The following is a 24767-nucleotide window of genomic DNA, read 5'->3' as shown; positions in this document are numbered from 1 at the left end:
CCTACACCCAATCCAAAATCTGAATCTTGTTTTTTTCAGTCCAAACGCCGACATCCCCTGTCGGATAGAGGTATTCGCCTGTTTGATGTTTGAATGGATGTTGAATTTTATGCGTCTCCATCCAATCGGCAAGCTCTCCGCAAAGTGCCTTGATATCCTCTGCACAGATATAAATATCTCCTGGGAACCCTACCGGCATGAGCTGATGCTCCTCGCTCAGGACATAGATTTCTGTCTCACACGAAGGATCATGCACACCTGAGTAGACTTCTTCTTGATCTGGATACAGCACGCTGACTTGTGCGTTTTTCGCCCAATCGGTGATCATCCGCCCTTTTTCTTCATTTGTCACGATCGTGAAGGAAGAGAGTGGTGTCTCCACTTGTTCTGTCATGGCTTCAAGTGTGTGAACCAGCTGTTGCATCAGCGATTGTATTTGTTTTTCTTTATATTGATTGAAGCGGTATGTGACCCGAAGCTCCAGCGTATCTCCGGGGACAGCCACAAGGGTCAAGTCATAGTTTGTTTCTTCATGACTGGCTATGTCTAAGATCCGTACACCATAAGGCTCCACTGATTCAATCGGGTAGTTTTCAAACACAACAATGCTATGAAACAATGATTCTCCATTCGGAATTTGGGTCATCTGCTGAATATCTGGGAGTACGGTATACTCGAATTCTCGCATGTGAAAAACTGTTTCCTGCGTTTGTGCCAGAAGCTCGGCAATGGTCCTATCTGATGTAATCGGCAAACGAAGCGGCAAAGTGTTAATAAAGAGACCTGTCATGCTTTCAACCTCTTTTAAGTCCGCCGGCCGGCCAGATACTGTGACACCGAACACGACATCCTCTGAGCCTGAATGAAGGTGCAAGAGCAGACCCCATGCCGCCTGAATCAGTGTGCTCATCGTGACCTTCTGTGCCCCTGTCATTTTCTCCAGCTTTTGCTGCATTTCAGGCGTCAGTTTGATACTAATCTGATCAATACCTGCTCCTTCATCCGAAGCTTGCTCTCCGTCTCCTGGTAGTGGTGTGGCTTCCTCTACTCCTGACATGTAATGTTTCCAGAACTCTTGCGCCTTCTCTTGATCTTGCTTTTGCAGCCAATCAATAAAATCTTTATATGGACGCACAGCAGGAAGATTGATCTCTCGTTCATCCACAAGCGAGCGATATATTGAAAGGGACTCCTCAATCAAGCCAAACAGGCTCCAGCCATCAATTAAAATATGATGAAAGCTAAAAACAAACGTACATGTTTTCTCATCACGGTGGAATAAAGCGATACGAATGAGCGGTTCAGCCGCCTTTTCTAATTCGAAATCCTTTGAACGATCGGTTTGTAAATACTGCTCGATGGTTTTCTTCTGATCCATTTCACTCAGGTGGCGCACATCGTGCTGAGTGAGGTGAAGGCTTCCTTTTGATTGAATCAATTGGACAGGCTCCTTTAGCCCCTCCCAAGCAAATCTTGTCCGTAAAATCGAATGACGTTCCACAAGCAGATTCCATGCTTTTTCATAGGCTTCGCCGTCCGTTAAGCCTTGGAGTGTCATATGCACCTGACCAAAATACGCCTGTGATGCTTGATCTAACAGGGCATGAAACAGCATCCCTTGCTGCATCGGAGATAGTGGATACACATCTACCACATGGTCTGGAAGCTCATCTATTTGCTTTTGCGTCAGCTGGACCATTGGAAAATCAGATGGCGTAAAGTCGCCTTTTGCCTCTACACAATGCGTCAGAATGTCCTCCATTTTTTCTTTAAATCGTTCAGGTAACTGACACACTTCTTCCTCCCGAAGTAGTTCACGATTGATCATAAAATTCATCTGAAGCTGACCACCGATAACGTATCCATACACATCGATCAAATGCTGTCTTTCTGCTTTTGGATCATGTACATGTCCATTTCTCTCATCAGCTATATACAGATTTGCCTCTCCATCTATTTGATCTAGCTGTCCAAGGTAATTAAAGCTCACCTGAGGCGCTACCGTTTTAAGTAAACGTGATGCGGTCATGTATTGAAGTAAGCCATAGCCGATCCCCTTTTGAGGCACAGCTCTTAAGGTTTCTTTGACACCTTTAATTTGTCTCTCAACATCGGTTTGAATAAAAGGAATAAAAATAGGATAAGAGCTTGTAAACCAGCCGACTGTCCGTGACAAATCCATCTGTTCAAATAAATCCTCGCGTCCGTGCCCTTCTAACGTGATCAGTAGTGGCTTTCCAATCGCTTGCGCAAGTCCTGATAAGAGTAAATCGTTTACCTCTGTTCGGTACGCTTGTGATGCATGCCTTAGTAAAATGTCTGTTTGGTCCTTCGTCAATTGAACAGTCAGGATCTCTGCATGTTCTTCTATATTGAAAAGCGCAGGCGTTTGAAAAGGAGAACCTTCTTCCTCTTGATCGATGATCTTTTCCCAAAACGGAACCTGCTCTTGTAATTGATCGGTTTGTGCATATTGATCAAGTGCCTCTGCCCACTGCTGATAGGAAGCGGTTTTCTTTGCCAGCGTGATCTCCTGCCCTGCCGCAACCTGCTTCAATCCGTTTAAGATATCTTCTTGTATGATGCGCCACGATATTCCATCCATCACAAGATGGTGGGCTGCGATGAAGAGTTCAGACGTGCAATCACTTGTCTGAAAAAGAATGGCTTTGATCACTTCTCCCCGCTCTAATGACAATGTTCCTTGACAAGCGCTTGTCTCTATACGGATTTTCTCTAGTACTTCCTCGTGAGAAACATCCGTCAAATCAAAGAAAGTGATACAAGGGATAATGCCAGGCGCGCGAATGGTTTGAATCCATGTGCCGTCTACATCTTTTGTATAAATGGCTCTCAGCATATCGTGATGATCGACAAGCTTTGAAAGAACTTGCGTTAACTGTTCGGGTTGTATAGATTGCTTGAATTCAATATGCGCTGATAGATTCCAATAATCTTGATTTGTCATCGATTGCTCAAAGAACCAAGATTGGATTGGAAGCAGACGTACATCTCCCGTAACAGGTGATTGATCATAAGACACAGATACATCTGCTTTTTTCATAGCGTGTGCCAGCTGTGAAATGGTCTGTTTTTCAAATACATCTCTCGGCTGTATGATATAGCCTTCCTGTGCTAGGCGCGCCACCATTTGTATGACAATAATAGAATCTCCACCAAGCTCAAAGTAGTTATCATGAACACCGATTGAAGGAGTGCCAAGAAGCTGAGTCCACACTTTTTTCAGCACTCTTTCTTCCTTACTGAGCGCTTGATCTGTCGGTTTGTCTGCTTCTTCCTGTCTCCACACTGGCGGCGGGAGACGCTTTTGATCTACCTTACCGTTTGGCGTGAGCGGCAGTTCCTCGAGCTCTATGAATAGGCTCGGTACCATGTAATCTGGCAATCTATCCTTTAATTTTCGGCGAAGGTCTTGCTGGGTCCAGGTACCTTTTTGAACAAAGTAACCGATGAGCCGCTTATGACCACTCTCGTGCTGATGCGGAATGACCGCACATTCTATGATGTCTTCAACACTCAGCATAGTGGCTTCAATTTCGCCGCATTCGACGCGATGTCCGCGTATTTTCACTTGATGATCGATTCTTCCAAGGCAGTCGATGATGCCATTTGGGAGCCAGCGGCCCATATCACCTGTTTTATATAAACGCGCTCCTTTATGGAAAGGATGCGGGATAAATGATTGCGATGTTTTTTCTTCATCTCCAAGATAACCTAGTGCGAGCCCTGTTCCGCCAACATAAATCTCTCCAATGACACCTTGCGGAACTGGCTGCAGCTGGTCGTCTAATACATAGGCTTGTGAATAAGCAATTGGCCGACCGATAGGAACGGTCGTCTGCTCTTCGTCTAATGAACGAATATGATGCACACAAGAGAACGTCGTATTTTCAGTTGGTCCATAGCCATTTAAAAGCCCTTCAGGTAAATAGGGCAGTGCCTTACGAATATGAGCAGCTGAGAGCGCATCACCACCGACCAATAATGCATCGAATCCAGATAAAGCTTCTGGATGTTCTTCTGTCAATCGGTTGAACAGCGGTACTGTCAGAAATCCTGTAGTGATCTTGTATGATGTCAGCGTGTCAGCCAGTGTATCCATTGATAAAACCGTATGTCGATGGGTGAGAATCAGCCTTCCCCCGTTTAATAGAGCTCCCCATATTTCATACGTAAAGGCATCAAAGGAGAAGCTGGCCATTTGTAAAATGCGTGTATGTTCATCAAGGGTGACATAATCTGTTTCACACACAAGCCGGATGACTGCTTGATGCGGAATTAAAACCCCTTTTGGCTGCCCAGTTGATCCTGAAGTGTAATTGATATAAGCGAGTCCATCAGGTTTTAGGGCAGGAAGTATGAGTTCTGCTTCTGATAAAAATTCTTCATATCCATCATCAAGACAAATGAGTTCGGTTTGACTGATGGATACCTTTTTCAGCCATTCATTTTTTGTCAGTAACAGCTGAATCCCTGTATCCCTCAGCATATAATCAATGCGTGCATCTGGATATTCGGGATCAATCGGCACGTAGGCGCCTCCTGCTTTCACAATCGCTAGCACCCCAAGGATCATTTCAGGCGACCTGTCGATGAGCAGCCCTACTGGTTCATGTGGCGTCACACCTCGCTGCTGCAGAGAAGCCGCAAGCCGGTCGACTTTCTCTTGTAACACGCGATACGTCCACTGCTCTCCCCCGAATTCGAGAGCGATGGCTTCAGGTGACTTTCTCACCTGCGCTTCAAACCGTTCCGTGATGAGGAGCGAACCTGCAGGCTGATCTGTTTTGCCGCTCCATTCATAGAGCAGTTGATGCTTCTCTTTTTCTGGCAGGTAATTCATTTGTCTAATCGACTGTGCTGGATGTTCACAAATACGCTCAAGTAACTGCTCGTAATACCGAAGGAACCGGTCCATCGTATCGTCAGAAAATAAGTCCACATCATACTCCAGTTTTAATTGAAGACCCTCCGCTCCTTCAAAAACAAACAGAGATAGATCGAATTTGGCGGTATCGTTATCTTCAATGGCTAAAACAGATGTCGCTTCCCCCATCGAAGAAGCCTCAAGCGGCAGATTTTGCAAAACAAACATGACCTGAAACAGCGGCTGCTTGCCAGCCTCACGTACAATATCCAGCTCATCTAAGACCATTTCAAACGGCACATCCTGATGCGCATAGGCGCCCATAGTTGTGTCTTTCACCCGTTCTAATAATTCAGTGAAAGCAGGGTTCCCGCTATGATCAATCCGAAGTGCCAGTGTATTAACGAAAAATCCGATGAGATGCTCCATCTCCGTCCGATTTCTCCCAGCAATGACTGATCCAATCACAAACTCATCCTGTGAAGACAAACGGTGCAGCAATGTAGAAAAGGCGGTCAGTAGCGTCATATAAAGGGTACTGTCGGTTTTTTTAGAAATCTCAACAAGCTGATCTGATAGCGACTTCGATAGGTCGTATTTTTTCGTTTTTCCCTTGTAGGATTGAACGGCTGGCCGCGGGTAGTCATACGGCAAAACCAAATCTTCTACAGGGACTGCAAATTGGTCTTTCCAATAGGAAAGCTGCTTCTCCAGCGTCTCTCCAGTCAAATACTCCTTCTGCCATAGGGCGTAATCCGCATATTGAATCGGCAGTGGTAAAAGATCAGGTTCTCGCCGGTCGATCATCGCTGTATACCATTCAGACAGCTCTCTTGCGGCAATTCCAACCGACCAGCCATCTGACACAATGTGGTGAATGGACATCAGCAGCAAGTGATCTCTTTCCGACAATCGAATCAGTTTCGCGCGAAAGAGCGGATCATGCTCTAAGCGGAAAGGTGTATTTGCCTCTCTTTTTGCCCATTCAGCCGCTTTTTGTTCTTTTTCTTCCTGAGATGTCAAATCTGATAGATCCACCACTTCAAGCTCTGGAAGGGTCATATGCTCATGGATGATCTGAACTGGTTCATCGCCGCTCATTGTAAAGGACGTTCTAAGCGACTCATGCCTTTGCACCATTTGCTGAAGACTGCGCTGAAGCACCTTCACATCTAAAATTCCATTCATCCGAAAGGAAATGGTATTATTGTAAAACGGCAGATCAGGCTGTAATTGATAGAGAAACCACTGTCTTTGCTGGGCATAGGACATCGGAATCTCCTGACCCTTTGCTATTTTTCGCATTTGTACCGCTTCATCCACTTTTGCATGCGAATCAATCCATGACGCTAGTTCCCCCAGTCTCGTATGCTCAAAAAGAACAGCGAGCGGCACATCAAATCCCATTCTTTGTCTCACCGCAGACAGCATTTGCGTTGCCTTGAGCGAATGACCCCCGAGTAAAAAGAAATGATCACCGCAGCTGATATTTGAGACATCAAGCAGTTCGGACCAAATGCTTGCCAAAAGTTTCTCCGTCTCCGTTTGAGGCGCTCTGTCCTCGGCATCCTGTCCACTTTCCTCAATGAGTGCTTTGAAATACGCTTCATCAGGCATGCCATCCTCTGATTCTTTCCAGTATTCCTCAGGAAATAGATGGACGGAATATTCACCAGATAGATGAGACTGCAAAGACGTATAAATGGACTGATACAGCCGTTCTTCAATGGCTTTTGTTTTGTCGGTTTTGAAAAAGACATACACCTCTTTCTCTGTTCGACCCTCCGCATGAATCATCTCTTGAACGTCCTGCTTCGACCGATCTAATCCCATATAAATGAGAGGTGCATCTGTCATTAAACATGCCAGCATCGTCTGCAAGCCCGCCCGCTTCGGAATCGGAAGATAGCCTCTTTCTTTTAAGATGCCTTTGATCATCGAACCCTCGCTCATGCCAGTTTCATCCCACATGCTAAAGCTAAAGCAGTACGGCTTCACGGTAGATGTCAGCTTCTGATAATGAGCAAATTGTTCAACGAACTCATTGGCAGCGCAATAAGCGCCTACAGTCATCCCGCCCTTTAACGTTCGTGCTGATGAGCTAGAAAGAAATAAGACGTTCTGCCGTTTAGAAGCCGCTTCATGAAGGGCAATCGTGCCATATACCTTTGCTTCGTACATCGCATGTAAAGACACAGACGTCATGTCCGCAAGTAGTTCTTCTTGAATAATGCCAGCAAAATGAATCACGCCATGCAGCCTTTTTCCATAAGCCACCTCTCGTCTTGAGATAAGGGCTTCAAGGGCTTTTGCATCCGTCAAGTTCACTTCTTCATAATGAACAGTGCCGCCGCGTTTTTCCGCTTGTTTCTCAAGTGAGATCAATACGTCTTGCTGCTCCGCAGATAAAGCCTTTCGTGCCTTTCTTCCAAGCAGAACAAGATGCGCTTGATAGGATGTCAGAAGATGTTCACTTAGCATCCGTCCTATTCCGCCAAGCCCGCCTGTCATCACGTAAAGACCGGATGATTCAAATGGCGGCGTCTTCCTCTTTTGCTCTCTTTCCAGATGAAGCGGCGTTATAAGAGGAATATAACGAACACCTTCCCGGTAAGCAGCAACTTGATAGCTTGTGTCCTGAGTAAGCTCTGTCATAATCGCTGATGCATGGGAATGGTCAACAGATTCTGTTAGAGAAAAATCAAGACACCGCACCTTGATAAACGGCCATTCATGCTGTACAGCTGTCATCAATCCCGCTGTCGTGGCTTTTTCCACATGATGTGTTTGATCTTCTGGCAAATTCATTGCATGAGCGGAGACAAAGGTAATCTCTACAGGTTTCTCATAAGCGGCCATCGCTTTTGTTGTATATAATGCACTCATGCTACCTATTTTCTGTGCTTCTTTCGCCAATGCCGCTTGAAGTGTGTCTTCCTTGTTTGTGTAGCTCCAAAGGTGAATGATTTGTTTCACCGAAACGCCATACGAACGGAGCGTCTCAAAGAGTTGTTCGTAGTCTGACGGCCGATTCGGGTGGATGATGAAGTGAGTATGTGTGAGTTGTGTGAATGCTTGACCCGGTTCAACCGTAATATAGGTTTGTTCATTGTTTGTGAGGGATTTCAATTGATCTGCCAGCCCTAATGCATCTGCAAAGATCACCATATCCCCTGCTGTTTGCTTTTCAGCTTCATGAAGCGGAGCAGGTGTCCACTTCTTTTGATAACTCCAATCAGGCAAAGTGTGTTCATTTTCAAGTCTGATATCCAGTTCCTTGATGATTTCGTCGAATTCACCTTCCTGCCACCTTGTCTTGAGCTGTGCCCTTTCTATTTTTCCAGAGCTTGTTTTCGGAAAGGCATGCTTCTGGACAGGAATAACCCTCGATGCATAAAGACCCATTTTTGTCGCAATATGGGTTTTCATATGCTGGCTAGCCCTCATGATATAAGCAGGCTCATACAGCTTCGGTGTAAAAAAAAGAATCAGCTCATCGGATGCAGATGCCTCCATTCGCACGGAGCACGCTGCCACAAAGCTTGTTTCTACGCCGGGTACTTCCTCTGCCATGGCTTCAATTTCATAGTTGTGATAATTTTTCCCGTTGATGATGATCATGTCTTTTTCTCTACCGGTTAATGTCAGCCTTCCTTCATGCAGAAAACCTAAATCACCCGTGTGGAACCAGCCCTCTGCTTGAAAAACCTCTTGATTCGCTTCGTCATTCTTGTAATAGCCCTTCATTGTCGTTGGCCCTTTGATTTGCACGCTGCCAATATGATCCTCAGGAAGAAGCTCATGCTCATGGTTGACGATACGAATCGTGATACCTGGAATCGGTTTCCCCAGCTCTGTAAAGCTGACGGTTCCAGTTTCGCGTGCCTCCGCTGGTCTTAACTGCTCTGTCAGTGACGTTTCCTCAAAGGTCAGAACCCCGCTGTTTTCATTTCCCCGCTCAATCGCAAAAGAGAAAACAACGGCTGATGAGATTTCTGACATGCCGAATGCCGGTCTGATGACGTCTCCTTTTAAACCGTGCGGAGCAAGCAAGTGTAAAAACCGGTGGATTGTCTTCGGTACGACTGCTTCTGCTCCATTGATCATACAAGTCATAGCAGAAAGATCCCAAGACCCTGAAGAAATGTCTTTCTCATAATCATTGATCATCGCAAATGCGAAGTTAGGTGCCCATGTTTTTGTTGCACGATAGCGATCCATCCAGTCAAGCCAGCGCAGCGGCTGAGCGATGAAGTCATCTGTTCTTGCCCGAATTTGCTCACAGCCTGTATACACATTGACAAGATGGAACATGACAATGCCGCCAATATGATCTAATGGCATCCAGTCTAATGAGACGTCATCTTGTGTAAACCCATTGGCTGCCACTGTTCCTTTGACATTCGCTAACACACTTCTATGAGAATGCTCTACGCATTTGGGCATCCCCGTACTTCCAGACGTTAAGATAAAAAAGACAGAATCATCGGGCATGACTGGATGTGCTTCTAGATCTCTTTCTAAAGTAAGCATTGGTTCAACGGCTGCAACACGTAATTGATCTGTATGCCACAGTAAAGCTAATCCTTGCACCTCATCAATCAGCGAGTCATCCGTGAGAATGAGCGGATGCTCCAGCAGGTTCCAAGCGTGATGAAGCTTCTTCACTGAGGCATTCATTTCCCGATAGGTCGGGGCTGCCGATACAAGAGTTGGGACAAATCCGCCTAATACACATGCCCAAAAAGCCGTGACCATCGCATGATTCGATGAAAATTGAAAGAACACAGGATCTCCTGGCTCAAGGCCTAGTGACCTTAAACCCGTCAGAACTCGTTCGGCATCCTCCTTTAACTGCGCATAGGATTGCGTGAGTTCATTTTCACTATTGATGATATAAGTCAGCCCATTTGTTGTTTTGGCTGCCTCAGTTAGAGCGTCCTGCAAGGTTTGAGCTCCTACACGAACATCTATATCCCCTCCATAGGAAATGGCTGGGGGCATATCTGCTAATGCAGGTGAAGCCATTTGCATCTGTTGCGATTCAACTGCGGCCTCCTGCTCCAAGTGATGGTCTAGAAATAAATGAGAGAGGTGATATGGCCGAGGTCGAATGGTTTTTTCACGAGAAAAAACAGCGAAGCGTTCGATTTCGTTGGTTTGTAAAATGGTTTTCTGTACATTTTGTAAAATCGTATCCATTGATTCATGTACATTCGATTGATTAATGGTTGATGGTTTCATATGAGTTCCTTCCCTTTTTTGGCAGGCAGGGCTACCAGTGTGCACCCTGCCTCATCTAAAGTTTACAAGACTGTTTCTCTATTTTTATGATGAACGATTTCTTTAATGAGCTGTGCATTTCGGGCGGTACATTCTTTGTTTTTGAACATGTCCGCGTGCTGACCATAGCCTTGATATTGTCGATAAGCGCCAGTCGTCGCAGCTTCCCACTTAGCCATCCATTCTGGTATCGCAATGTTTTCTTCGGATTGGATGAAATCAATGTCTGCTTGTATCTCTCCTTGATTCACCCCCTTAACAAAAGTTTCATAGTAAGCCCTCGTTTTTTGAGCAAGCTCGTCTTGAATGAGCTCCGCTTGGGCCAGTTCACTTTGCTTCGACTGATGGACGATCGCGGCGATATCGTCATCAATGGATCGTCCTTCTAAATCACTTTCTCCTATTTTCATATAGGAATCGATCATGATGACCTTTTCGACGGTCCGCCCTGCTTGTTCGAGTGATTGAACAAGCTCAAAGGCTAGGTAGCACCCGCCAGAGTAACCCATCAAAGTCAGCGGCCCTTCAGGCTGAAGGTGCTGGATATGCTGAACGTATTGCGTGATTCGGTGATCAGCTTCAATAAAGTCAAAGGCGATCAAACGAACACCATCGAGTGTTTTTGCGGCTTCCTGATAGATAAAGCCATAGCCTGGTAATGGCGGTAGAGCAAAGACTGTTGGCGTTTGAGATTCATTGAATACAAGATAGCCGGCGGCTTCCTGATCCTGCTGTTGAATATAACGGCTGATTGCTTCAATGGTAGGCGTCTCAAACAGCAAGTGAATAGGCACTTGAACATCGAATTCCTTTGACACCTTGGATAAAAGCGACATCGCTTTCAATGAATGCCCGCCAAGCTCAAAGAAATGGTCATCTGTGCTAATATCTTCTCGTTCAAGTACTTCCCGCCACATCACAAGCAGCTTTTGTTCTACTTCATTTACCGGAAGCTTCACATGACGGTTTCCTTGAGGCGCCTCTGGCTTTGGTAGCTGACGTTTATCAATCTTTCCATTTGGCGTAAGTGGCATTTTCTCAAGTCTGATCAGTTCATGAGGCTGCATGTAAGCCGGAAGTTTTTCCTTTAGCCCTGACTTGATCACATCGAGTTTATCCTCCCACTCCTCCTCACACGTCATATAGGCGAGCAGCCTTGTATGCTGCGTGTTATGCTGATCAGCTATAAGAGCCGCTTGTTTGACACCTGGATGCATGAGAAGGTGGGCTTCAATTTCTGTCAGTTCAATGCGGTGACCACGAATTTTCACCTGATCATCGACTCTACCTGCATACTCAATCAAACCGTCCGCTCGAAAATAAGCCAAGTCTCCTGTACGATACAGCCTTTCTCCCGCAGCGAATGGATGCGTAATAAAAGCTTGTTTTGTCAGATCAGGACGATTCAAATACCCCTTCGCAAGTCCTTTGCCGCTCAGACAAAGCTCTCCAACCATTCCAATCGGCTGAAGCTGCCCGTGCCGACTCAGTATATAAGCACCCGTTTGGTTGAGCGGTTTTCCGATTGGAATCGAATGCGTCTCTACCGGCAGAGCCTCATCGACTGGATAATAGGTGGCGAATACTGTTGATTCGGTTGGGCCGTAGACATTGATGAGTCTGCCTTTCCCCATAACAGCAAAGGCTTTCCTCACATGCTGTACCGATGCTCGCTCTCCTCCGAACAGCACTTTGCGCACACTGCGCATCCAGTCGGTGTCTTCATCAACGAGAAGATTAAATAATGCTGTCGGAACAAACATGACAGAAATGTTTTCCCTTTTAATCAATCCCGTCAGCTCGCCCATGTTTAAAATGGTCTCTTTTTTCGGCAAGACAAGCTTCGCTCCGTTTAAAAGGGCGCCATACACATCAAATGTAAAACCATCAAATACGCTGTTGGATAGGGACAGCAATGTATCTGTTTCTGAAATGGTTAAGTAGTTCGTATTTTTGACCACCCGGGCAATATTCGAATGGGTCGTCATGATGCCTTTTGGCTGACCTGTTGTACCGGACGTATACATGATGTAAGCCGTATCGTGTAAGCCTGCTTCAAGCGGCAGGTTCTCTGCGCTCATCAGTGAAATTTCTTGATCATCTGCAAACAGATACGTACCATCAAACGCAAGTGCTTTCACCTGACTGATAAAAGATGAGTGAGTCAGAAGATGCGTTGCCCCGCTGTCTTTAAGCATGTATTGAATGCGTCTTTCTGGATAATCGGGATCAATTGGCACATAGATTGCACCTGCTTTTAAGACAGCCATTAGACTGACAATCAGTTCAGACGTGCGGTCGGCTAAAATGGCGATAACCGTTTGATGCGTGACCCCATTTTTTTGCATATGTCTTGCCAATCGGTTGGCTTGTTCATTCAGCTCCGCATATGTCATCGTGTGCTCACCTGCTGATAATGCGACCGCATTCGGCTGTTTGCGGACATTATGCTCAAACCATTTCGACAAATATAGCTGGTCATGCTCAAGTTCAGGCGCATTCCATTCCTCAAGAATGAGCTGCTTTTCCTGTTTCGTGACGAGCGTGAGGGTATGAATCGATTGATCAGGATGCTTGATCGCCTCACTTATCAATAGACTCAGCTGTTCCTTTAACCGTTGAACAAATTGAGGATCAAATGCTTTTTTGTTAAAGGCAAGCTTTAATTGCAATTGTTCTCCTGGTGATGCCAGCAAATTGAGATCATAGTTCGATTTTTCATACACATTCATGTTTTCCACAGTAAACCCTAATCGCGTCTCTTGCTCGTCCTTCTTTGCAGTCGGGACGTTTTCAAACACGACGATATGATCAATGAGTGGCTGATGACCTGTCTTTGCCTGAATATCATAAATCGGAATATATTGATGCGGCTCGGCCGCAAGTGACTGCTGCTGCGTTTCTGACAGAAGAGTACGGAATGTCATGTCATCTGTCAGCTGAATTCTTCTTGGGATGACATTGATGAACAAGCCAACCATTTTGTCAACGCCAGCCAAATCTGCCGGACGCCCCGACACAACCGTGCCAAACAGCACATCATTTGAACGTTGATATCTGCTCAATAAAATTGACCAGACTGATTGAAGGACACTGCTTAACGTCGCATTTTGCTGGAATGCTAACTCTGATAAAGCAGCTGTTTCTTCCTTACTCATCGACCATTCCATTTCGCCTAATTCATGTTCATTCGTTTGTTTTCTCTGTTCTTTAAAGGTGGATTGTCCGTCAAACCCGGCTAATGATTGCTGCCAGTATTGAAGTGATGCTTGTTTATCTTGTTTTTCAAGCCATTGAATATATTCTTTGTACGGCTTAACCGGTTCCAGCTTGTAAGGGATGTCATGCAAAAGGGCATGATACATCGCAAATAACTCCTGCACCACAAGCCCAAAGCACCAGCCATCAAGAAGAATATGGTGATAGCTCCATATCCAGCGATAGCTTGTAGGGCCCGTTTGGAAAACAATTGCCCGCATGAGCGCATCCTTTGAAAGGTCAAATCCTCTCCGCTGATCTTGTTGTTTAAATGTCTCAATACGTACAAACTGTTCGTCTTCAGAAAGATCCTGCATGTCCACCACATCAAGCGTAAAAGGACGTTTCTTCAGTACCACTTGGACAGGGCGCTTCACTTTTTCGTGGAGAAATACGGTACGAAAAATATCGTACCGCTCCACGATGACATTCATGCTTTTCTCAAGTAAGTCATGACGCAGTGTGCCCTTTACATTCATGTCCATTTGCTCTACATAAAAGCCCTTTTCTTGGTGATGGAGGGTATGAAACAGCATGCCTTCTTGCATCGGTGACAGATAATACATATCTTGAACTTGATCCCTTTTAAATGAACTCATCTATTTCATCCTCCCTTCCCGTTTTTATGACTGATCTCATGTTGTTAGGTCAATTTCTCCTCAAGCATGTCAAATATATCGTCCATTTCATCCATTTCAAGGTCACCAGCAGAAAAATCACTTGGCGTAAATTCTCGCTCGTGCTGCGCTAAACAATGCGTTATGATAGATTGGATTTTTTCCTTTAGCAATGCCATGAATTTCTGTATCGTCTCTTCTTCATATTCATCTGAACAATATGAACAAGACAACTTGAATCGATTGTGTTGAACAAGGCCACTGAGGTTCAGCTTATAGACAGCTTCTGAATCAGGGCTTGCTTGTCGTCCCATATCATAGGCGGATGGTCCAAAGAGTTCTGTCGTCACTTCCTGATCAATCTGCCCAAGATAGTTCAAGCTGATTTCAGGTTGTACGTGCTGTCCTGACGACTCAGTAGCTGTGAGGTATTTTAAAATCCCGTAGCCGATCCCTTTATTCGGGACACGCCGTAGCATTTCTTTCGTGTCTTTAATCGCCTCTGCTATGCTCTGATCCGGCTTTGCTTTCAGTACGACTGGATACATACTCGTAAACCAACCAACCGTGCGGGAGACATCCAGTCCTGATAAAATATCCTCTCTTCCATGACCTTCAAGCTGCACATGTACATGGGACTCACCTGTCCACTCCTGAACGGCAAGACCGAGCGCACATAGAAGAATATCGTTCATTTCCGTTGTGTACGGTAGATGAATATCTGTTAAGAGGTGCTCGGTTTCAGACTCTGAAAGCTGCATCTGTACTGCTTTTGTTTGCGCAACTTTTCTTTTCGTTACTTCATGATCAACAGGCAAAGTGGTCATTGGCATCCTGTCAATCTCATTCCAGTATTCACTTTGGCTTTTTAATGGCTTGGACTGTGCGTATCGTTCAATCGCCTCTGCCCATTCTTTAAAAGAGTGGGTTTTGGGCGGCAGGACGAGCGTTTGTCCTTGAGCTGCCTGCTGATAAAGAGACATAAAGTCCTCTAGTAAAATTCGGCATGAGACACCATCAATCACAAGATGGTGTGTCACGATGAGTAAGTGATCGCCATCTTTTGCACGGAAACAGATCACTTTCATGAGCGGACCTGTTTCGAGATTCAACTGACGCTGATACTCGTTAGCATAGGTGGAAATGGCTTTTTTCACGTCGTGCTCTTTAGAGACATCATGAGAAATCATCGCAATCGGCTCTGTAAGTTCCCGCTGATTGTATTGCAGGATGCTGTCATTTTCTTGCCTGTACACCATACGCAGTGCATCATGATGTGAAAGTAACTTCTGCATTACTTGTTCTGTCATGGAAAGGTCAAACCCATTTGGCGCATGGAGCATCATCGAAAGATTCCAATGATGCTGGTCAGTGAATGTTCGTTCAAAAAACCAGCGTTGAATTGGAGTCAACATCACTTCCCCTTCAATGGATGATTGGTCAGCCGTTAGTTGATCCGCTTCTTCGATATATGGGCGCAGTTCGGCAATGGTTGGATATTGGAACAATAGCTTCATATCAAGCTTCCAGCCCGCTTGTGTGAGTCTGCTTGCCATTTGAATGCCTTTAATCGAGTCTCCACCAAGGAAGAAGAAGTGATCGTGTATGCCGACTTCGCTGACGCCAAGCACGTCTTCCCAAATGTCACATAGAAGCGTTTCAACTTCGTCTCTTGGTGCTTCGTATGCTGTTTGGCCCGCTTCCATATCTGGTGCTGGCAATGCTTTTAGATCGACTTTGCCATTTGCCGTCATCGGCAGGTAGTCTAGCTTGATGATCCATGAAGGGATCATATAGTCTGGCAACGTGCGTTTTAAGCTTTCTTTTAAGTCTTCTGTTTCATTGTCCGTGATGACATACGCGGCAAGGGTGTCTTGATCGCTGGCATCTTTGATCGTTGTCACGACTGCTTCTTTGACATCCGAAAGTGCAAGAAGCTGCGCTTCAATTTCTGACAGCTCAATCCGGAAGCCGCGGATGTTGACTTGATGGTCTTTTCTGCCGAGATAGATCAGCTCGCCATCCTCTGTCCATTTCACCAAATCACCTGTCAGGTACATGCGCTCCCCTGGATAAAATGGATCTGGGACAAAGCGTATTTCTGTTTCTTCTGGTAGATTCCAGTACCCTCTTGCTAGTCCTTTTCCTGCGATTACGAGCTCACCCGGTACGCCTGGCGGCGAAAGGTCATATAACGAACCCATAATGTAAAAACGGGTATTGGCAATCGCTTTTCCAATCGGAAGCGTGCCTTGATCTGGGTTGATGATCCCGCTGGTCGCCACGACTGTGTTTTCGGTTGGACCGTAGTTATTCACGAGTTGATAAGGAACAGGCTTTACCTGTTTCAACTTGTCTCCCCCCGTTAGTAAGTAACGGAGTGAATGATTGTCCATTGACATAAACTGCTCGCATAGCTGTGTTGGCAGGAACGCAATGGTGATATTTTCGTCATTGAAATACGTATTGAGCTTGATCATATCGAGACGAATCGCTTCATCAATGATGTGCAGCTCTGCGCCGGCGATCCATGTCGGGAACATTTCCCAAATGGAGGCATCAAAGCCAAAGCCGGCATATTTAGCGGTTCGATCCGCATTGGTCACTTGGAAGGCATCATTGTGCCAGAACGCCAGATTCACAAGGGACTGGTGCTCAACCATGACACCCTTCGGCTGTCCTGTTGTTCCAGACGTGTAAATCATATAAGCAAGATCAGTTGGTTTGACATGAACCTGAATGTTTTGCGCTTCGCCTTCTACCGCATCTTCTATGAACAGAACGTGCCCTGTGAATGAAGCTGGTGCAGTGAGTCCTTTTTGCATAAGAAGAATCTCTGCCCCGCAGTCTTCCAGCATGTAGGTAATGCGCTGGTCTGGATAATCTGCATCAATTGGAACGAATGCCGCTCCTGTCTTGAGAACACCAAGGACGGCTGCCGTCATGTCAAGGGACGGACGGGTGAGAATACCGACGCGATCTCCTCGTTTTATGCCGTTTGAGGTGAGCCTTGAAGCGACTTTATTCGCCCGACTGTTCAGTTCTTCATACGTCCAGCTCGTTCCGCAGAAGGTTGCCGCTTTTTGTTTCGGTGATTCAAATGCTTTAGCCTTGATCAGTTCATGAACGGTTTGATCTGACGGTACATTTAATACAGGCCCTGACCATTCATTGATCAGCTCTTTTTTTTCATTTTCCGTTAAGATCGAAAGCGATGAAATTGGCTCATTTCGCTTCGCTAGCATCTCGTCTATGATTTGTTCAAAATATCGACTCCAACGCTGAATGGTCTTCTTTTTAAACAGCGCCGTTGCATATTCAAAGCGTACGCCCACTTGGTCCTTTTCTTCGAATATACCGAGCGTTACATCAAATTTTGCATGAACTGTCTCTTGCTGTTTTTGCGAAAGCTTGAGTCCATTTAGATTCGGTAACGTCATGTCACGGTCATCCGTTGTCAGCATGACACTAAACAATGGATTGCGGCTCGTGTCTTTCGGCAGATCTAACTGTGCGACCAATTCCTCAAACGGGACATCTTGATGTTCATAGGCTGATAGACTTCGATCTTTCATTTTTTCAAGCAATTGTGCTGTCGTTTCGTCGAGCTGCACTTCTTGTCGAAGAGCCAATGTATTGACGAACATGCCTGGAACCCGTTCGATTGCAGCATGCGTACGTCCCGCTGTGACAGCGCCTATGACGATATCTGTCTGCCCAGTTAATTTGGAAAGGAAAATAGCAAATGCCGTTTGCATGACCATGTTCATGCTCACACCTTTTTCAGCCATGAGTGCTTTAATGGTCTGCACCTTTTCAGGCGATAACCATCTGTCGACTCGATCTCCTTCAAATGACTGTACATGAGGGCGCGGAAAATCAAGTGGCAGTGCCAAATCTTCAGGTGGCTCTGCGTATTGCTCCAGCCAATATTGACGCTGTTTTTCGAGCAGCGCTTGCTGCTTTTCTTCCTGCTGCCATACCGCATAATCCTTGTAGTGCAGCTGAACTGGCGGTAACGTCTTTTTCTCATACAGCTCCGCCAATTCTTGAATAAGCAGACTGCGTGTGACACCATCTGCAATGATATGGTGCATATCCATCATGAACACATATTTCTCATCAGAAAGCTTCGCCACCTTTGCCCTCATTAATGGTGCTTGATGTAATGAGAATGGGGTGATGAATGCGTCTATGACAGGTTGCTCATGACCGTTCTCTACTTCTACCATCTCTAACGTAAACGGCACTCGACGATAGACTTTTTGAACGGGTACGCCGTCAATTTCTACAAAGGCTGTACGCAATGATTCATGTCGTTCGATCAAGGCTTGCAGCGCTTCTTCTAGCTGCTTTACATCAAGACTGCCTTCCATCATCAATACGGCAGGCATATGGTAAGTCACTGCTTCTGGATGCAGCTGTTGCAACACATACATCCGCTTTTGAGCAGAAGAGACAGGATAGAAATCTTGCTTCTCCGCCGGATGAATGGATGTCATGTCCGAGGAACCCACTTTTTCTAAATAAGCTGCCATCTCGCGTATCGTTGGCTTTTCAAAAAGGACTTTGAGCGGCACATGCTTGTTCAGGTTGGCTTGCATTTTCGATATGAGCACCATGCCTTTGAGGGAATGGCCTCCCAATTCAAAGAAGTGATCATGAACACCTATTTGTTCAACCCCAAGTACTTCTGACCAAATATCGCAAAGCGTCTGCTCAAGTTCCGTTTCTGGTGCAGTATGCACCGCACGATTCATATGCACTTCGTGTGGAAGCGGTAGGGACTTCGCATCTACCTTTCCGTTTTGCGTGAGCGGGATGTGATCGACTTTGACAAAGTACGTTGGAATCATATAATCCGGCAGTGTCTCCGCAAGCTTTTCTCTAAACGTCAGTGTTCCAATTGGTTCAGGCGCAGTGTAATAAAGTGCAAGCTCTGGTAAACGGGACATATGAAGGACTTTGACATACACCTCTTGAATAGATAATTGTGCACGTGCGGCATGCTCAATTTCTTGCTTCTCAATACGATAGCCGCGAATTTTTACTTGATCATCTATTCTTCCAAGAAACTCAATGTCTCCATTTGCATGCTGTCTGACCAAATCTCCTGTACGATACATCCGCTCTTCAGGAAAATACGGATTTTCTAGAAAACGCTCTGCCGTTAATTCAGGCTGATTCAAATATCCTCTTGATACGCCTTCCCCTGATATATAAAGCTCTCCAGGTGCGCCATAAGGAACGAGGCGCTGCTGACGATTGAGTACGAGCGCTCTTGTATGAGCAATTGGCTGCCCAATCACAGAGCGATCCTTCAAAGCGCCTAACTCTTGCTTTGTAATCACCTTAGTCACAGTCCCAATGGTTGTCTCAGTCGGACCGTAGTGGTTCATAACTGCCACACACGGGTGCTGCTCCATAAATGTCTCCACATCCTCAGAGACAATCGGCTCCCCTCCAAGTATGACAAGGCGTAAAGCGTTAAATGCATGATCCTTCGAATCTGCCATCATATGAAATAAGGACGGTGTCATTTTGATATAAGTCAACTCTTGTTCATCAATAAAACGCATGAGTCGAACCGGGTCTGTATACACATTTTCACGAGGCACATATAGTGTCCCTCCTGCCTTTAAGACAGGGAAAATGCTTGTGTAACCCAGATCGTATGCATAAGAAGAAAGCAGTGCCGTCCGATCGCATTCTTGCAATGTCACCTCATTTGTCAGCCAGTTCACATAGTGTGATAGATTACGATGCGTGAGCTGTACACCCTTCGGTTTTCCTGTTGTCCCAGATGTGTAAATGACATACGCCAGTTGATCGGGTGATGCTTCCGGCAAATCTAGCGTTCGGCTTTGTCGTACTGCCTTTTCAACCTGCACGACCTGAATCGACTTGTGATGTTGATAGGAACTTACAAGAGACTCATTTGTTACGATCACTTGTGCACCTGAATCTTCTAATGTGTAATTGATACGTTCCGCAGGGAAGGCCGGATCAATTGGTACAAATGCACCTCCTGCTTTCATCACACCAAGCATTGAGACGATGACATAGACGGAGCGGTCAAGAATCAGCGCTACAGTCTTTTCTTTCTCGACGCCTCGTACCTTCAGTTCACTGCCGAGTGCATTTGACATCTCTTCTAGCTCGCGGTAAGTGAGCTTCCGTTGATTATCCATCACCGCAATGGCATCTGGTGTTTCCTTTGCCTGACGTGAAAATTGGACGTGGAAAGGCTCATGACAATTTGTTTGCACTTCGTCTTTTTTCTCCAACCGCTCTATTTGCTCATGCTGATCAAGTATAGGGAGCAAGCCGATCTGTGCCTCTGGGTGTTGGACCGCTTCACGAATAATCGCCAGAAGATGAGTTCCGAATCTGCGGACCGTCTCTTCTTTAAATAACGCCGCTGCATAGTCAAAGCTCAGCTTTAATGCTCCCTCTCGTTCAAATACTTCTAGAGACAAGTCAAATTTGACTGAGTGATGCTGGATGGCATAAGGCGAAATGTGCAGATCACCGAGCTTTAGCGCCGGAACCTCCATGTTCTGCATGTTAAATGACACGCTAAAGAGCGGGCTTCGGGTTGTATCACGATCTAACGGAAGACGGGCAATTAACTCTTCGAGCGGATAGCTTTGATGAGCAAAAGCGTCAACACTCGTTTCTTTTATTTCTTCAAGTAGCTGTAAAAATGTCTTTGTTTGCACCGGTTTTCCGCGCATTGCAACAGTATTGATAAACATCCCCGGCATGTCCTGTATATCAGGGTGTGTCCGTCCTGCAACAGGAGAACCAACGATGATATCTTCCTGACCGCTATATGTGGCAAGCAGAACTTGAAAAGCAGATAACAAGAACATGTACATGGTCGTATCAGTTTTCTGAAGCAGGTCATGAATCCGCTGAGTCGTCGCTTGATCACAGCCAAACATGAATCGTTCTCCTGAAAAATCACGTTCCACTGGACGAGAATAATCCGTTGGCAGCTCTAAGACTGGCAAGTCTCCTTCGAATTGCTTTAGCCAATAGGCTTCATGCTCCTTCTGTTTCTCCGTCTCTTCTTCACTTAACTGCCAGACAGCGTAATCTTTATAATGAATGGCTCTTTCTGTAAGAGCTTCGCCATCATAGGCCTTCGCCAAATCTTGAATAAACGTCTTCATGGAGCTGCCATCTGTAATGAGATGATGTGCTTCCAAGACGAGAAGATGACGGTTTTCACTGACCTTTAACAACTGAGCTCGTAATAAAGGCGCAGCTGTTAAATCAAATGGAGATTGATGTTCAGAAAGAAATGCCTCCGCCTCTTCTTCCTTGATGTGATGAACAGGAAGATCAAATGCCGTCCAATCATTCACTCTTTGAACAATGTCTTCTCCATTCATATGAAAACTTGTTCTTAGAATTTCATGCGTTTGGATCAACTGATCAAACGCTGATTTGAGCCGCTGATATTCGAGTGTTCCTTCAAGCGTTAAGACGATGGGAATATGATAATTCGTGCTGTCTGGTTCAAGAGTCTGCAAAATGTATAAACGGCGCTGAGCTGGTGATACCGGATATTCATCCACCTGCTCTGCTGGTAAAATCGGGTGCATCGTTTCTTCTTGACCATCCTGATCGATATATATCGCTAATGAACGAATCGTCGGCTTCTCAAAAATCACTTGAATCGGCACTTCCTTTTGAAGCACCTCTTGAATCTTCGCAGACATCATCATCGCTTTGAGAGAGTGCCCGCCAGCCATGAAGAAATGTTCATCTACTCCAACCGTTTTTCCAAGGAGCTCCTCCCAAATTTGAGCGAGTGCCTTTTCTGTCTCCGTCTCAGGCGGAATGATTTCCTTTTTCTCCTGATGCGCTTCGTCCGACTTTGGTAAAGCTTTTCGATCTACCTTGCCGTTCGATGTGAGCGGAAAAGCATTCAACTTCATCACATGGTGCGGCACCATATAAGCTGGCAGCTCTTGATTAAATACATCTCGCACTTCTTCTTCTGTCATTGTCCCTGTAAAGTAAGCCGTGATTTCCTTTTCATCTGTGGAAAACGAATGGACAAGCACAACCGCATCATCTATGCCCGCTTTTTGCTGAAGCACTGTTTCAATTTCACCAAGCTCAATACGGAAGCCTCGAATTTTCACTTGATCATCTGTCCGTCCGAGGAATTCGATCTGGCCATCTGCGCCATACCGAGCCAAATCCCCTGTTCGATACAAACGGCCTGACGACTTAAATGGGTCTGCCATGAAAACTTGATTGGTCAAGTCTGGACGATTGAGATATCCTCTTGCGACACCATCTCCACCAACATACAGTTCTCCTGGCGCTCCAATTGGTTGCAATCGTTGATCATCATCTAAAATATAAGCCGACGAATGGTTGATCGGCTGACCAATTGGGATCGGGCCCGTTTCATCTCCCCTTACTTCGTAAATGGTTGAGATGGTTGTATTTTCTGTTGGACCATAGGCATTTAGCAAGACAAGTGCTGGATGATGCTGTTTCACAAGCTCCGCACTCTTCACATTGATCACGTCACCGCCTGTAATTAATGTGGTTAATCCTTTGAACATTTGCGGCCGCTGCTGAGCGAGCTGATTAAATAATCCAGTCGTTAAAAAGAGCGTCGTGATCTGATGTGTTTGGATAAATTGTTCGAATCGATGGATATCCAATAAAGTATCGCGAGCAACAGGATACAGCGTTGCGCCACCGAGCAGTGTGGTAAAGATTTCAAAGGTAATGGCGTCAAAACTGACGGCTCCTGTATGCGCCATACGATCCGACTTGGTCAAGCCTAATTTTTCCTGAGAGCAAGCCAATCTCACAATATGCTTATGCTCAATTTGAACCCCTTTTGGCTGTCCAGTTGATCCCGATGTATACATGATATACGCCAAGTGAGATGGAGACGTTCTGACTGATACCTCCATGTGTGAGTGATGAGGCTTACTCGTTACATGTACTGCCTTGATCTGCTCAGCAACTGGCGGCGGACTATCAGCATGAAGCAATATGGTTGCGCCGCTATCTTCAAGCATAAATCGGATTCTTTCTTCAGGCTGCGAAGGATCAATCGGCACATAAGCTGCCCCTGCGTGTACAACTGCTAAGATGGCGATCACCGCATCAGCTGATCGGTTCATATACACTCCCACAGCATCTCCTGGCTGTACGCCATTTTCAATGAGACTGCCAGCTAAACGACGGATTTCTTGTCCAAGCTCCTCGTACGTAAATGTTCGGTCGCCTTCAACTAGTGCCAGATGGTCAGGCTGCGTCTTCACACGTTCATTGAACAGCTCAGGAATAGACAGATGCTTCGGATAATCTCGCTCCGTCTGATTCCACGCTTTTATCTGCTGCTTTTCCTCTTCCGTGATACACGTCACGTTATGAAGGCATGCATCAGGGTTTTGGATGATTTGCTTCATGAGATTGGTCAGATGTTTTGATATGTTTTCAATGACCTTTTCTTCAAAAGCTATGGCGTTGTACTTGATTTTCAATGTCCACGTTTCACCTGGATACACAAGGACGTTTAGGTCAAAATTCGTTTGTTCAAATCCGTCCTTTACATCAATGGAAAAACCAAGACGTGCAGACATGGTGCCACCAGACAGCTCCTGATCTAAAGGGTAGTTCTCAAACCCAACCAAATGATCAAAGAGTTGCCCTCCAGCAGCTGTCTTCTGCTGAATGTCATAAAGCGGCATAAAATCATAGTTTTCCGCTTCTAGTGCATGCTGCTGAACCTTTTGAAACAATTGCTTAAACGTCTGCTTCTGATCCAATGTCACTCGAACGGGTATCGTATTGATAAATAGCCCTGCCATGCGCTCAATTCCAGATACACTTGGAGGTCTGCCCGATACAACGGTGCCGAATGTGACATCATCAGTTGCATGATAGGTGCCTAAAAGAACGGACCAGACAGCCTGAAACAGATTCGGGGCTGTCACTTGGCATTGTCTTGCTACATTTTGAATGGCTTGTACCGTTTGAGCATCCCATGTAAACGTCCATTCCTGATGGTCGTATTGTCCATTCGCTTCTTTTTGCTCTAGCAGCCCTTGATGCTGAACCGATCCGTCTAGACGCTCCTCCCAATAGCTTTCCGCTTCTTGTTTATTTTGCTTTCCAAGCCACTGGATATAATCTGCATAAGGCTTTCCCTGTGAGCGATCCGGCGTTCGACCGTTCCGATAAGATTCATAGTAATGAAACAATTTTTTCATTAAAACACCCATGGACCAACCATCCATGATGATGTGATGGTTGCTCCAAATCAGATGCCAGTTTGTTTCATTTAATTGAAAAACAGCAACCTTCAATAACAGATCATTTGTTAAGTGAAATCCTTGCTTTCTCACTTGTTTTTTATATTGATCCAGTGCCTTTTGCTGCTCTTGATGATTCAGATGAGATAGATCCTCTCGATACACATCAAGATGACGTTCAGCTAGTACAACCTGACGAGGCTTTTGTAATTGTTGATAAACAAAGGCTGTACGGAGAATGTCGTATGTCTGTATGAGCTCATTGAGACTTTTTTCAAAAACAGCGTGATCAAACTCTCCGCTTATTCCAAGTTCAAGCTGTGTAAAATAAGAGGAGGAATTAGGGTCTAGCATGGCATGATACAGCATGCCCTCCTGCATGGGTGTTAAAGGATATACCTTTTGAATCTTCTGCTTGCTCAT

Annotated in this window: 3 protein-coding genes; all 3 read right to left on the bottom strand. The window is 45.5% G+C overall.

Translation table 11 applies throughout. The annotated features are described in order from the left end of the window. Nucleotide 1 precedes the first annotated feature (1 nt). The 3 genes from MHI35_RS01895 to MHI35_RS01885 all read right to left on the bottom strand — a co-directional run bounded on the left by MHI35_RS01895 (nt 2) and on the right by MHI35_RS01885 (nt 24767). Nucleotides 2-10132 carry a non-ribosomal peptide synthetase gene (locus MHI35_RS01895; RefSeq protein WP_335348872.1) on the bottom strand — a complete coding sequence of 3377 codons (10131 nt, stop codon included), beginning with the start codon at nt 10130-10132 and terminating at the stop codon, nt 2-4. A 62-nt stretch (nt 10133-10194) separates the two neighbouring features. After that, nucleotides 10195-14028, bottom strand: coding sequence for a non-ribosomal peptide synthetase (locus MHI35_RS01890; protein WP_335348873.1), 3834 nt, complete (start codon nt 14026-14028; stop codon nt 10195-10197). Nucleotides 14029-14072: 44 nt separating this feature from the next. Continuing rightward, entirely contained in the window at nt 14073-24767 is a 10695-nt protein-coding gene (locus tag MHI35_RS01885) for a non-ribosomal peptide synthetase (RefSeq protein WP_340990793.1), read from the bottom strand.

Source organism: Bacillus sp. FSL K6-3459, assembly GCF_038003305.1.
GTDB classification, from domain to species: Bacteria; Bacillota; Bacilli; order Bacillales; family Bacillaceae; genus Bacillus; species Bacillus pumilus_O.
The sequence above is the reverse complement of the archived record's forward strand: the minus strand, read 5'-3'. Positions and strand labels throughout refer to the sequence as shown.